This window comes from Oceanisphaera ostreae (genome assembly GCF_042676125.1).
GTDB classification, from domain to species: domain Bacteria; phylum Pseudomonadota; class Gammaproteobacteria; order Enterobacterales; family Aeromonadaceae; genus Oceanimonas; species Oceanimonas ostreae.
In genome coordinates, this window is sequence record NZ_JBHTJS010000035.1 from 108,233 (window position 1) to 122,126 (window position 13,894).

Below are 13,894 nucleotides of genomic sequence, written 5' to 3' on the forward strand. Positions count from 1 at the left end.
ATCCAGCCGTCTTATGTCCAAATGGTTGCTAACTATTTTCCCACCTTATTGGTTTCGTTTTAACAGCAATCGGATTGTGCCTTAACCGACACGCGATTATGCCTAACCGATAAGAGATAAAGCCTAAGGAACCTTGAATGCAATATCATAATTCGATACCCCACACTCAGTCGAGTGCACTGGCCACCAACAAGGTGCTACGTAACACCTATATGCTGTTGGCGATGACCCTGGTTATAGCCTCTATATCTGCCGGCGTGAGTGCCATGCTCGCACTGCCCCGCCCAGGCCTCATTATTACGCTAGTCGGCTTTTATGGCTTGATGTTTCTCACCGAAAAAAATCGTGATAGCAGCCTAGGCTTGTTGTGCATTTTCGCCTTTACCGCATTTACCGGTTATACCATTGGTCCCATCATCAACTACTACCTCAGTAGTGCTAGTGGTACCGAAACCGTGATGTTGGCGTTGGGTGGCACGGCACTTACCTTTTTATCACTGTCGGCGTATGTGCTAACCACCAAAAAGGACATGTCCTTTTTGGGTGGCATGATGATGGCCGGTTTTGTGGTGTTGCTGGTGGGCATTGTCGCTAACATCTTCTTTCAACTACCCGCTCTTAGCCAAGCATTAAGTGCGCTGTTTATTTTGTTCTCATCTGGCGCGATTTTAATGCAGACCAGTGCCATTATTCATGGCGGTGAGCGTAACTACATTTCAGCAACCGTTACGCTGTATGTGTCACTCTTTAATATCTTTTTAAGCTTATTGAGCTTGTTAGGCTTAAGCCGCGACTAAGTTCAAAGTAACTTTAAAAAAGCCCCTGTTGGGGCTTTTTTTATACCTAATACCAACCTGAGAAAGTAACTAATCTATTTAGCTACACTGTAGAAGCCGAACAAAGGGTCAACTCCACCGACGCGCTGCAAGCACCTCCCTGTGGCGCTCAAACACATAACATCCCTGTTATGTGATGGTCGGTGGAGCCGATCCCTTTATCCGCCCCTAGGCTGTGGAGCCGCCTTTTGGCGCTATCTACAGACCACTCGGTACTGAAGAAGAGGCTACAGAGATTGGTATAAAACCTATTTTTGCCACGGAATACACGGACGAGGATAATAAAGATAAAAGGGTAAAGTACCTACTTATTGTAAGATCTTGTGCCTTGAGAAGCTCGCCCTTATGCTCAGCCTTAATTTTTCCGTGTATTCCGTGGCGAAAAAAATTTAGTCTATAGAAGGCAGTGTAGTTTAACCCTTCACCCTTTACATCTGCCCCTTTACCCGATTAACCGTCTATTGTGAGCCATTTAATGTCATCTGCCGTAAGTTACCCCGCCATTTCTTGGCTTAGACGAGTATTCACCAACAGTCATTTCTTTTTTTCCATCAAAGTCTTTCTAGCCATGGCCAGCCTATTGCTGCCCGGCTGGTGGCTAGAGCAAACACCGGCCGCCGTTACTCTTATCTTGGGCGTTATGGCGGGGGCGCTTAGCGAGGTAGACCAAGATCCTAAAGGCCGCTTACGCCATTTATTATTAAGTTTGGTGTGCTTTTTTATTGCCATTAGCCTAGTAACACTGCTTATTGATACACCGTTATTATTTGGCCCGTTTTTAATATTAAGTACCTTAGGGCTGATCTTAATGGGGGCTTGGGGCTCCACTGCTAGTACATTAGGCTTTGGTATTTTATTAGTCTCGCTGTATGCGATGCAGGGGCACCCTGACAGCCCGTCTTTTTGGTATCAGCCCATGTTGCTTACTTTAGGGGCGGCTTGGTATGGCCTATTGTCTTGGCTGGTGTTGTTGATTTGGCCTTATAAACAGGTACACGAGCAGTTGGCACAATGCTACTTTTCGCTGTCGCGTTACTTATTAGAGAAATCACGTTTTTTTGATAGCCCCGAGCAGCAACATCAGCATTTGCGCCATCAATTGGCGCAAATGAATATTCAGCTGGTGAGCGCATTAGAAAACACCAAACAAATGCTCAATCGTCGTATTCAGGGGCAAGGGGAGCACCCTCAACAAGAAGAGCTAGGGCGGCTTTTAGCGCTGTATTTACTAGTGCAAGACATGCACGAGCGTGCTACGTCCAGTCATTATTCTTACCAACAACTGAATCAAGATTTAAAACAGGTCGATGTGTTAAGTGGCTATCAAACGCTATTGGTTGCGCTTGGGGAGTCTTGCTATAAGTTAGGCTACTCTATTTTAACCCACAACGCCTATCACCATAGCAAACGCATTACCTGGGAGTTAAGTGCGCTGCAAGACCAACTGAATTACAGCCACCTGCAGCAAGATTACCCGCCAGCGCTACTCAGCCCGATGAAATACTTAGGCCGTAATATGGCACATTTACATCAGGCACTGGTGCGAGCCGAAGCCCTCACTCAGCGCCAACCACTGCCCGAGGCTATTTCTGTTGAGTTAGCTCAGCCGCAGCGCCAACCGTTTTGGCCAAAACTAAAAGCGCTTCTGCACCCTGACTCGTTGCTATTTCGCCATTGTGTGCGGATGTGTCTGTGCTTTGCGCTGGGCTACAGCCTAATTGCCTATCTGGAGCTCGAGCGTGGCTACTGGATATTACTGACTATTTTGTTTGTCTGTCAGCCCAGCTTTAGTGCCACACGAAAACGGCTAGTACAACGTATTTTGGGCACGCTGGGCGGCATTTTAGTCGCCGTGCCCTTGCTGTACCTGTTTCCGTCTATTGGCGCACAGCTGATGATATTGCTGCTGGGTGCATTTATCTTTTTTACGCAAGTTAAGGTGTATTACAGCTGGGCGGTGGGCTTTGTTACCTTGTTCGTGTTGCTGGCGTTTAATTTACAAGGCGGCGTAAGCGAGCTAGTTTGGTTGCCCAGACTATTTGATACCTTAATAGGGTGCTTGTTATCTTTTGTGGCGGTATGGTTTATTTGGCCCGACTGGCAGCGCCGCCATTTACCACGGTTAATGGCCGATGCCATGGACGCCAATGCCAATTACTTAGCTGCCATTGCAGAGCAGTTTTCGGCTGGTAGGAATGAGGATCTCGACTATCGGTTACCACGCAAACAAGCCCATTTGGCCGATAATCAATTGGCACTGGCTTGGCAAAATATTCGGGTTGAGCCCGTCCCAAAATACTGGCTTAATTTATGCTTCGATATTGCCTATCGTAATCACGCCCTGTTATCTTATCTGTCTACGCTAGGTGCTCATCGCGCCCAAAGTCACTTATTACAACAAGCACACAGTGCGCAAATTCAACGGTTAGTCAGTCTATTGCAGGCGGCGGCTAAGGCGTTACGCTGTCAGCACGCCCTGCCCCCCTCCGTCCCGCTACCCACGAGTGAGGCAACTCTAGTTCGGGATAATACTGAGAGCATCGATACCGACAATAAAGATGATGAATGGTTAATCCTCAGCCAACAGTTACTAGGTCATATCACCTTACTGGTGAACGATCTGTATCAATTGGCTGAAGGTTTTCAACAGCAAGAAACAACAACAGATGCCGCTGCGGACAAACTTGAGTAATATCACGCGGCTCACTCAATAAAAGTAGATAAAGGACGCATTATGTTCGAGTTTGAAGGCCGCACTATTGCGACTGATACTCAAGGGTATCTTAAGCACCACCAAGAGTGGCAGCCAGAGATGGTGGCCATACTGGCCGAGCAAGAAGGTATTACGCTGGGTGCGGAGCACTGGGAAGTGGTGCAGTTTGTGCGCGATTTTTATATTAAGTACCACACCTCTCCGGCCATGCGAGCTTTGGTAAAAGCCATGGCCAAAGAGCTCGGCGAGGCAAAAGGTAATAGCCGTTATTTATATCGACTATTTCCCAAAGGCCCAGCTAAACAAGCCACCAAGCTAGCCGGTTTACCTAAGCCTGTTAAATGTCTCTAAATACAAAAAACCCGCCGAAGCGGGTTTTTTTAGTATCTGTATTACCCAAGGGGTAATTAGATAGCTTCGATTTGTGAAGCTTGAGGACCTTTAGCACCTTCAGTAGCGGTGTAAGATACCTGCTGGCCTTCTGCCAGAGTTTTAAAACCGCTACCAACGATTTCAGAGAAATGTGCGAACAAATCTTTGCTGCCGTCTGCAGGAGTAATAAAACCAAAACCTTTTGCTTCGTTGAACCATTTTACGGTACCAGTAGCCATAATAACTCTTACCTTTATTTTAGTGTGACGAGCGTATGCTCGGAAAATGCAACAAATATCAAATAAGGGAAGCTTGGTGACTGTAGTGCCATAAGGAACGAACAATGTACAACGGCCGCGCTAACTTGAATCTTTTGCTGGAGAACACTCTACGGGAGTCGGGGGATTAGGTCAAACTTTATTGTCGTCATTTACCAGCCCTAGGCAAAAGAACAGTGACGGAACACATGAAGCCCACGGGGGGGAATTAAAACTAAGGCCGAGTTTTTAGCGAGTTAAGTCCTTACAATAAATGGGCTCTTTCGCTTATTGTCTTTGTTGCCCTTAGTCCGTACTTTTCCGTACTGCTTGTAGCAAGGAGTCGTGGCAAAAACAGATGGCATGTCCGAGCTTGCATGGATGTACTCGTAGCGTGTCATGGGAGGCGGCTGTGCTACCTCTGACGTTCCGACCCAACACCTGACCAAATACTTAATGTGATTAGTATTAGATTTAGTATCTTTTGTGGTCTTTTACGCAATAAAAAAGCGCCTTGCGGCGCTTTTTTATTGCGAATAACCTACTGACTAAATTTATTGACTGTTCGCGATACGGGCGTGCATTTCTTGTACTGATATCACCGAGGAGGTGGCATCAAAGGCCATGGCCATACACGTCGCAATGCCGCCGTTGAGGGTGGTGGTGTACGCCAGCTTCTGCGCCAAAGCTCCACCGCGCAACTGCCGCGAATCTTCAATGGCTTGACGCCCCTCTACGGTGTTCACTATATAGGTGTACTCATTATTTTTGATACGGTCCAAAATATGAGGTCGACCTTCATGCACCTTGTTCACTAAGCGCGGATTAATATTGGCTTCACCCAATACCACTGCCGTACCATGAGTGGCATCCAACTCGAAACCGGCCGCTAATAAGGCCTTAGCCAGCTCTACAACCCGCTTCTTGTCGCTGTCACGCACCGAGAGTAGCGCACGGCCACTGGTTGGTACCGCCTTGCCAGCACCTAGATACGCCTTGCCAAAGGCTTCACCAAAGGTGTCACCCACGCCCATCACTTCACCGGTTGAGCGCATTTCTGGGCCTAACAGCGGATCCACGCCTGGAAATTTATTGAACGGTAACACGACTTCTTTTACCGAAAAATACGGTGGAATGACCTCAACGGTCACCCCCAACTCGGCCAAGCTCTTACCCGCCATCACTCTAGCGGCCACTTTAGCTAACGGCACACCGGTGGCCTTAGATACAAATGGTACGGTACGGGCGGCGCGTGGATTGACTTCAATCAGATAAATGTCGCTACCTTTCACCGCAAACTGGATGTTCATCAAGCCGATAACACCCAGCTCTAAGGCCAGCTTGCGCGTTTGCTCGCGCATCTCATCTTGTACCGCTTGGCTTAGGGTATAAGCCGGCAGTGAACAACCTGAGTCACCGGAGTGCACTCCCGCTTGCTCGATGTGCTCCATAATGCCGCCGATAACCACGTCTGAGCCATCACAAATAGCATCTACGTCGACCTCAATGGCGTCATCTAAGAATCGGTCTAGCAATACCGGGGACTCGTTAGATACAGTGACCGCTTCTTTAAAATAGCGGCGCAAGTCTTGCTCGTCATAGACAATTTCCATGGCGCGCCCACCCAATACATAAGACGGACGAACTACCAACGGATAACCGATGCGCTCGGCCACTACTACCGCTTGCTCCATGGCGGTGACCGTGCCGTTTTCTGGTTGCTTCAGACCTAAACGCTCTATCGCCTGCTGAAAACGCTCACGGTCTTCGGCACGGTCGATGGCATCGGGACTGGTACCAATAATCGGCACACCGGCCGCTTCTAAGGCTCGCGCCAGCTTCAGCGGTGTTTGACCACCATATTGTACAATCACGCCTTTAGGCTGTTCGATGCGCACGATTTCTAACACATCTTCTAATGTCACTGGCTCAAAATAGAGACGGTCAGAGGTGTCGTAGTCGGTAGAAACGGTTTCTGGGTTACAGTTGACCATAATGGTTTCATAACCGTCTTCACGCAGCGCCAAAGATGCATGCACGCAACAGTAGTCAAATTCAATGCCCTGACCGATACGGTTAGGGCCACCGCCGAGGATCATGATTTTGTCTTTGCTAGACGGGCGAGCTTCACACTCTTCATCATAAGATGAGTACAGATAAGCAGTGTCGGTGGCAAATTCTGCGGCACAGGTATCTACCCGTTTATAGACGGGGAAAATCTCGAAGCGATGGCGCAGCTTGCGCACTTCATCTTCCGATAGACCCAGCAACTTACCTAAACGAATGTCGGCAAAGCCTTTGCGCTTAAGGCTGCGTAACAACGCTGGTGTTAAGTCGGTAATAGCCAACTCACTCACCTGCCCTTCGAGCTTAATTAAGTCTTCTATTTGCACCAAAAACCAAGGGTCGACGTTGGTAAGCATGAATATTTCGTCCATGCTCATACCCGCACGAAAAGCATCGCCTATGTACCAGATCCGCTCTGGACCGGGCTCTTTCAATTCGTGACGAATACGCGCCATGCTGTCGGTATCGGCTAAGTCGACAATGGGGTCTAATCCGTGCTGCCCCGTTTCTAGGCTGCGCAGTGCCTTTTGCAAGGATTCTTGGAAGTTACGGCCAATCGACATCACTTCACCTACCGACTTCATTTGGGTGGTTAAGCGGTCATTAGCGCCGGCAAACTTTTCAAAGTTAAAGCGCGGGATCTTAGTCACTACATAATCGATGGCCGGCTCGAACGATGCAGGGGTGCGGCCACCGGTAATGTCGTTTTGCAGCTCGTCTAAGGTATACCCCACAGCCAACTTGGCGGCAATTTTTGCAATCGGGAAACCGGTGGCTTTAGAAGCCAGTGCCGATGAGCGTGATACCCGTGGGTTCATCTCAATCACCACCATACGCCCGGTATCCGGTTCAATACCAAACTGTACGTTCGAGCCGCCGGTTTCTACGCCAATTTCACGCAAAATGGCCAAGGAGGCATTACGCATGATCTGGTATTCTTTATCGGTCAGTGTTTGCGCAGGCGCCACGGTAATAGAATCACCGGTGTGCACGCCCATGGCGTCGAAGTTTTCGATAGCGCAGACGATAATGCAGTTATCGTTAACATCGCGCACCACTTCCATTTCGTACTCTTTCCAGCCAATCAGTGACTCATCGATCAACAGCTCGTTAGTCGGTGATAAATCTAGGCCACGAGTACAAATTTCTTCAAACTCTTCGCGGTTATACGCAATACCGCCGCCAGTACCACCCATGGTAAACGAGGGGCGAATAATACAAGGAAAGCCCACTTCAGCTTGTACTGTATAAGCTTCTTCTAGTGTGCGGGCGATGCCGGCTCGGGGGCAGGCAAGACCAATACTTTTCATTGCTTTATCGAAACGACTGCGGTCTTCTGCTTTATCGATTGCATCGGCAGTGGCACCAATCATTTCTACGCCAAACTCGGCCAGCACGCCGTGCTTTTCTAAGTCTAGAGCGCAGTTAAGTGCAGTTTGACCGCCCATAGTTGGTAATACAGCATCGGGACGTTCTTTTTTGATGATCTCACGTACCACTTCCCAGTGAATCGGCTCGATATAGGTGGCATCGGCCATCTCCGGGTCGGTCATAATAGTGGCGGGGTTAGAGTTCACCAAAATAACGCGGTAGCCTTCTTCGCGCAGGGCTTTACAGGCCTGGGCACCGGAGTAGTCGAATTCACAGGCTTGACCAATCACGATAGGGCCTGCGCCCAAGATCAGAATACTCTGTATGTCTGTACGTTTTGCCATGACTCTACCTACTCCTTTTTACGCGCGGTATTGCTTAATCAAATCGATAAAATGGTCGAACAAACCTGCGGCCTCACCTGGGCCTGGGCTGGCTTCGGGATGCCCTTGAAAACTGAACGCCGGCTTGTCGGTTCGCCGAAAGCCCTGCACCGTGCCATCAAATAACGATCGGTGTGTCACTTGTACGTTGGCCGGCAAGCTTGACTCATCCACGGCAAAACCGTGGTTTTGACTGGTAATCATCACGGTATTTTTCTCGAGATCTTTAACCGGATGATTAGCACCATGATGACCAAACTTCATCTTGATTGTGCTGGCACCGCTAGCCAGACCTAATAATTGATGGCCTAAGCAGATACCAAACATCGGAATATCAGTGTCTAGCAGGCGCTTAATTGCCGTAATGGCATAGTCACAGGCTTGTGGGTCACCGGGGCCATTCGACAAGAAGACACCATCGGGTTTTAGGGCTAATACGTCATCTGCTGAGGTTTGTGCAGGCACGACCGTTACCCGACAACCGCGGTCAACGAGCATGCGCAAGATATTGCGCTTAACGCCATAATCATAAGCCACCACATGGTAAGGTAAGTCGGCATCGGCTGGTTCGCTATGCCCTTCGCCTAAGCTCCAGCTCCCTTGGTGCCAAGTGTAAGACTCGGCAACGGTCACTTCTTTCGCTAGATCCATGCCATTAAGACCAGGAAAGGCGTTCGCTTCGGCTAATGCTTTGGCTTCATCCAAGTTTGCACCAGCAACAATACATCCAGCCTGAGCTCCTTTTTCACGCAAAATTCGCGTGAGCTTGCGAGTATCGATATCGGCAATAGCCACTATATTATGGGCTTTGAGGTAGTCAGACAGAGAGTGTTGGCTGCGAAAATTTGAGGCTATTAGAGGGAGGTCACGAATAATCAAACCTTGAACATGAATATGGTCTGACTCTTTATCTTCTGAATTAGTACCGGTGTTGCCTATATGAGGGTAAGTAAGAGTAACCATTTGGCGGGAATAAGACGGGTCGGTGAGTATTTCTTGATACCCCGTCATCGAGGTATTGAATACCACTTCACCAACGGAACAACCGTCGGCACCAATGGCTGTACCATGAAAGACGGTTCCGTCTTCTAGTACCAGCAGCGCTGTGTGTGTCAAGACAACCTCCGAGTTAACTTTATAAAATCAACAATTTACCTGGTTGTCCCGAAGTGAGGTCTGAGTGAGCCATAACCACACTTCGGCTAATACTGGGCAAATTCTGCTCACTCTATATAAAAGCGATGCCTTCAACAAATCCTTTCATTAAAAAACGATTAACCATTATAAAAAATGCGAAAAGAACCACATAAATAATAAAAAAATAAGAAATATAAATAAAAATGCAATAAAGCGCTCACGCCATACCATTGTTCACATTAAAATAAACAATAAACCATCAATAAAAAAACAATAAGCTGTCAATAAAAAACAATAAGGGATGAGAATAAATTAAGGGCTAGGTAAATAAAAACGCCCCGCTCCAGCTTAAAGATTATGTACTCTCTTTAACCGGTGCGGGGCGTTAGCGCTGTGCTTTTATCTATTTTAAATCAAGCACATCCTGCATATCGTATAAGCCTGCATCTTGCTTTGCGATCCAGGCCGCGGCGCGCACTGCACCATTGGCAAACGTCAAACGATTAGACGCTTTATGGGTTATTTCTACGCGTTCACCAATATCAGCAAACATCACGGTATGCTCACCCACAATATCGCCCGCACGCACGGTAGCAAAACCAATGGTGTTAGGATCTCGCTCATCGGTTATACCTTCACGCCCGTACACGGCGCACGTTTTTAAGTCACGGCCGAGGGTATTGGCAATCACCTCTCCCATACTTAATGCCGTACCCGACGGAGCGTCCACTTTATGGCGGTGGTGGGCTTCAATAATTTCAATATCGGTATAGTCGCCCATTACCTTGGCGGCTTGCTCAAGTAACTTGAACACCAAGTTGACGCCGACACTGTAATTAGATGCGATAACCATCGCCGTATCGGCAATAGCTACTTGGATCTGTGCTTTTTGTGCATCATCAAAACCGGTGGTGCCAATAACCAACCGCTTGCCGTGCTGTTGTGCCAATGCAATGTTGGCCAATGTCGCGTCGGGGCGGGTAAAATCGATGATCACATCAACCTGATCGATAACGGCGGCCAGATCATCAGTAACGATAACACCTAAGCGCCCGACGTTTGCCAGTTCACCGGCATCGGCACCCAACACGCTGGAGCCAGAATGTTCAATCGCGGCCGTGAGGGTCACCCCAGGAGTGTGAGTCACTGACTCCACCAATACTTTTCCCATACGTCCATTACAACCAGCTACGGCAATGCGAACCGGATTTGTCATGCTGTTCTTCCTTTATTTATTAATGTAACCACCAAGATACGGTGATGAGCTATAAGCTAGAAGCTTTCCAAAAAAAAGCCCTCGTCTTTTTAGCTGACAGCTTATAGCTGACGGCTTATGGCTGACGGCTTATGGCTGTATTTAGGCTTAACGCAGTATTTCATAATTAGTAGCAGAAGTTTGCCAGATAAGCGCGGGCTTTTAAACGAAATTTGGTAGGCATAAAAAAACCGGCGGTTGCCGGTTTTTTATAAGTTACGCGATTTCTAGAAGTTCAACTTCGAACACCAGCGTGGCACACGGTGGTATAGCTCCGGCACCTTGTTCGCCGTAGGCCAAGTCGTGTGGCACGTACAGTTTCCACTTAGAGCCAACAGGCATCAGTTGCAGGGCTTCTACCCAGCCTTTGATTACGCCGTTAACTGGGAACTGAGCAGGCTCACCGCGCATGACTGAACTGTCAAATACAGAACCATCAATAAAGGTACCGTGGTAATGAACGCTTACAGTATCAGTTTCTGCAGGAACAGCGCCGTCACCTTTAACCAATACTTCGTATTGCAGGCCAGACTCGGTTTGTGCTATTTCAGCACGCGCACCGTTTGTGCTTAAAAACTCATCTTCTGCTTCTTTCGCTTTAGAAGACTGCGCTGCTTGCAGCTCTTGCATACGCTGAGTGATCACCTGAAACGCACTATTAATGTCTTCGCGAGACACGGCGAAATCTACACCGGCGATGGCATCTGCTAAGCCTTGCTGTACGGCTGATACTTCTAGGCCTTCAAAAGACTGCTGAGTCAATTGATCACCGATTTGACGACCAACACCGTAGCTGGCCTTTAGCTCTACTGTCTCATATGACGACATGACGTTCCCTTTGGTTGGGTAAAAGAAGCATGCTAACAAAATATCGCGGCTAGCTAAATGGTCAAGCCGCTCGCTTGGCCAATAATGCAGCACCTCGTACTCCTCCACTACCTCCAAAGACCGGAGGAATAAGAGGAGCAGGAGTCACATTGCGCATAAGGTATTCAGGGATCCGAGCATTCAGCTCTTCGTATAACCAGTCTTCATCACTTAAACCACCGCCCAGCACGACGAGATCGGGGTCAAGCTGGGTCATAAGGCCGCCTAGTCCCGAGGCCAGCACATCAAAATACAATGACATAACCCTGCAAGCACTCGCATCGCCATCTTGCCAAGCAGTTATAATTGCAGGACCAAGTAATGCATCGTTAGGAGTTGCTTGATTAAGATGTTGATAGAGCCGAGCCAATCCGGTGCCAGAAGCATAGGTTTCTAAGCACCCCAGCAAACCACAGCCGCACGTAAATAAAGGAAGTTGCGGGTAACGCGCTAACAACCCCGCATTCATTGCCCCGTGGCCAAATTCAGCACTGCCACCACGCCGACTATTTACCAGCTTTCCTTCATGTATTAGCGCACCACCGATACCGGTGCCAAGTGTGATCGCCAGTGCTAGCTTGGCCGATGCAGCCGCCCCATCATGATATTCAGATATTAAAAAACAGTTGGCATCGTTATCTGCATACACCGTTCTCGCCAAACGCTGCTGTAAGTCTTGTTGCAGATATTGCCCATGAATAACCGGCACATTAGGCGCCAGTAATCGGCCCTGAGCATCTTTTATGCCAGGAAAGCCAACACCGACGCGACCTTGGGTTTGCCAACGTTTATCGGCGCCTATTATCCATTCGCACACTAACTGAATAAGCGCAAAATAGGTCGTTTGTGGCGTGATATACACAGCACGCTCGCGCTCTTCGCCTTGTTCATCAAACACGGCAAGGGCTATTTTGCTGCCGCCGATATCAACACCGTAAAACATTCAACTATCCTAACTCTGACCACTCTTGATTAACCGTTGTGAAGCCCATCAAACAACGGGCTAATCACCTTGTTCGGGGGCTATTTGGCCAACACTGTCTATGGTTTTTCCGGTCAATAGCCATAAAGTGTACTTATGTAACTCGGAATGTTGGGCCAATGCCACTAAAAAGGCACCTCCCACTTCTCGATAGCCTAATTCATAATTTTTTAATGTGGTAGGTGGCACCTGAAGTAACTCCGCGAACTTGGGCCGACTAAGTCCCATCGTTTCACGAATTTGGCGGATTTTTTTACCGACTAAGCTGGTATCTGGATTCATGCTTTGCTACTCCTATCGAAGTTTCGATAACATAATGAACCATCCTTGGAAATCATAAGTTTAACACCACAAAATAGACTCGTTGTGCTCTTACGGTCTTTTTATCAAAAAAAACCTAAAAAAGACTCACCTAACGCTCTCCAAAGACCAATACGGCGCTGTTTATTGTAAAAGCTGCGACAATTTTAGCCTTTTAGGCTACTTAGCGTCTTGTGAGCGCCTCTAAAAAACGCTAGGCTGGATTCGTGTGGACAAGATGCAAAGAATGCAATGTTAATTTACAGTACATTCTGGATAAAAATAAAAAGGACTTCCCACACATATCACCCTAACGAAATATACTTTTGTTTCGACGAAAGGTGATACATTCATTTCGATTAAATCGAAAGCTCATAAATGAGGAAGACAACATGAAAAAGACAGTGGCTCCTTCTTTAATTGCGTTGGCAATTGCCGCCGCAGGTATTTCTACAAGCGTACAGGCTAACGACTGGTACTTAGGTGCTGGTGCAGGTTATGGCCAGTATGAAGATATCGACAGAACCAACACCACTTTAGACAAAGACGGTGAAGTGATCAGCCTGTTCACTGGTTATAACTTCAACGAATACTTTGGTGCCGAGTTGGGCTTTAACTACTTTGGTGCAGACGCTGATACCAAAGCTCTGAATTTGTCAGCTATTGGCCGCTTACCCCTAAGCGAGCGTGTTTCTTTGTTCGGTGAGCTTGGTGCGCTAGGCTGGGATACTGATGCCGGAGCAGGTGATGACGGTGTATCTCCCCTTGCAGGTGTAGGTTTAACCTACCGTGCTTCTGATTTAGTTGACGTACAAGCTCGTTATCGCCGTATTGAAGATATGGGTGATTTAGCTAATAATGGCTTTGAGACTGACGTGAATAACTTCATGTTAGAGTTGGTACTGCATCCGAATCGCGGTGAAAGCACACCACCTCCGGTAGCTCCAGTCGTTCAACAAGCACCTGAAACAACGTATGAAACCCGTACAGTAACAGCTGACGGCTCTATCTACTTTGGTTTCGATAAGTCTGACTTATCTGCTGACTCTCGTGCCACCTTGGACGAAGTTGCTCGTTTCTCTCAAGAGAACCCAAGCCATCAAGTTGAGCTGGCCGGTTATGCTGACCGTTTAGGTAGCGCCGAATATAACCGTAAGTTGTCTGAGCGTCGTGCTCTGGCTGCTAAAGGCTATTTGGTTGAGCGCGGTGTAGCGGCTCAAAACATCCAGACTGCTTGGTATGGTAGTGAGCTGGCTGAAGGCCAAACTGAAGCTGAACGTCAGCGCGACCGTCGCGTAGATGCTAAAGCACAAGCAACTATCGAAGTTGAAATCATCGAATAATATCGCTGATT

The 13,894-nt window shown here is 48.0% G+C and carries 11 protein-coding genes; 4 read left to right on the forward strand and 7 right to left on the reverse strand.

The features are described from left to right. The first annotated feature begins 137 nt into the window (after window positions 1-137). From ACFQ1C_RS08985 to ACFQ1C_RS08995, 3 genes are all read left to right on the forward strand, one after another. Complete coding sequence (locus ACFQ1C_RS08985) at window positions 138-797, forward strand: Bax inhibitor-1/YccA family protein (RefSeq protein ID WP_379558268.1); 660 nt, start codon at window positions 138-140, stop codon at window positions 795-797. Between the two features lie 514 nt (window positions 798-1,311). Further along, window positions 1,312-3,528 (forward strand): YccS family putative transporter, encoded by a 2,217-nt coding sequence (gene yccS / locus ACFQ1C_RS08990; RefSeq protein ID WP_379558269.1) that lies wholly within the window; start codon window positions 1,312-1,314, stop codon window positions 3,526-3,528. Window positions 3,529-3,570: 42 nt separating this feature from the next. Continuing rightward, the gene (locus ACFQ1C_RS08995) at window positions 3,571-3,900 is read left to right on the forward strand and encodes a TusE/DsrC/DsvC family sulfur relay protein (RefSeq protein WP_379558270.1); all 330 of its coding nucleotides are present in this window, start codon (window positions 3,571-3,573) and stop codon (window positions 3,898-3,900) included. 56 nt (window positions 3,901-3,956) lie between these two features. On the opposite strand, the gene ACFQ1C_RS09000 is transcribed toward ACFQ1C_RS08995, so the two are convergent. The 7 genes from ACFQ1C_RS09000 to ACFQ1C_RS09030 form a co-directional block, all read right to left on the reverse strand. Beyond that, window positions 3,957-4,160, reverse strand: a complete 204-nt coding sequence (locus tag ACFQ1C_RS09000) for a cold-shock protein (RefSeq protein WP_188630930.1) — start codon at window positions 4,158-4,160, stop codon at window positions 3,957-3,959. A gap of 572 nt (window positions 4,161-4,732) precedes the next feature. Then, on the reverse strand, window positions 4,733-7,960 hold the full coding sequence (gene carB / locus ACFQ1C_RS09005) for a carbamoyl-phosphate synthase large subunit (RefSeq protein WP_379558271.1): 3,228 nt from the start codon (window positions 7,958-7,960) through the stop codon (window positions 4,733-4,735). Window positions 7,961-7,978: 18 nt separating this feature from the next. Further along, the gene (gene carA, locus ACFQ1C_RS09010) at window positions 7,979-9,115 is read right to left on the reverse strand and encodes a glutamine-hydrolyzing carbamoyl-phosphate synthase small subunit (RefSeq protein WP_379558272.1); all 1,137 of its coding nucleotides are present in this window, start codon (window positions 9,113-9,115) and stop codon (window positions 7,979-7,981) included. A 424-nt stretch (window positions 9,116-9,539) separates the two neighbouring features. Beyond that, on the reverse strand, window positions 9,540-10,352 hold the full coding sequence (gene dapB, locus ACFQ1C_RS09015; RefSeq protein ID WP_379558273.1) for a 4-hydroxy-tetrahydrodipicolinate reductase: 813 nt from the start codon (window positions 10,350-10,352) through the stop codon (window positions 9,540-9,542). 255 nt (window positions 10,353-10,607) lie between these two features. Next, window positions 10,608-11,219, reverse strand: coding sequence for an FKBP-type peptidyl-prolyl cis-trans isomerase (locus ACFQ1C_RS09020; protein WP_379558274.1), 612 nt, complete (start codon window positions 11,217-11,219; stop codon window positions 10,608-10,610). Between the two features lie 61 nt (window positions 11,220-11,280). Then, window positions 11,281-12,201 carry an ROK family protein gene (locus tag ACFQ1C_RS09025; RefSeq protein WP_379558275.1) on the reverse strand — a complete coding sequence of 307 codons (921 nt, stop codon included), beginning with the start codon at window positions 12,199-12,201 and terminating at the stop codon, window positions 11,281-11,283. A gap of 60 nt (window positions 12,202-12,261) precedes the next feature. After that, window positions 12,262-12,522 (reverse strand): helix-turn-helix domain-containing protein, encoded by a 261-nt coding sequence (locus ACFQ1C_RS09030; protein WP_379558276.1) that lies wholly within the window; start codon window positions 12,520-12,522, stop codon window positions 12,262-12,264. A gap of 410 nt (window positions 12,523-12,932) precedes the next feature. Between ACFQ1C_RS09030 and ACFQ1C_RS09035 the strand changes: the two genes are divergently transcribed. Next, window positions 12,933-13,883, forward strand: a complete 951-nt coding sequence (locus tag ACFQ1C_RS09035) for an OmpA family protein (protein ID WP_379558277.1) — start codon at window positions 12,933-12,935, stop codon at window positions 13,881-13,883. The last annotated feature ends 11 nt before the right edge of the window (window positions 13,884-13,894 follow it).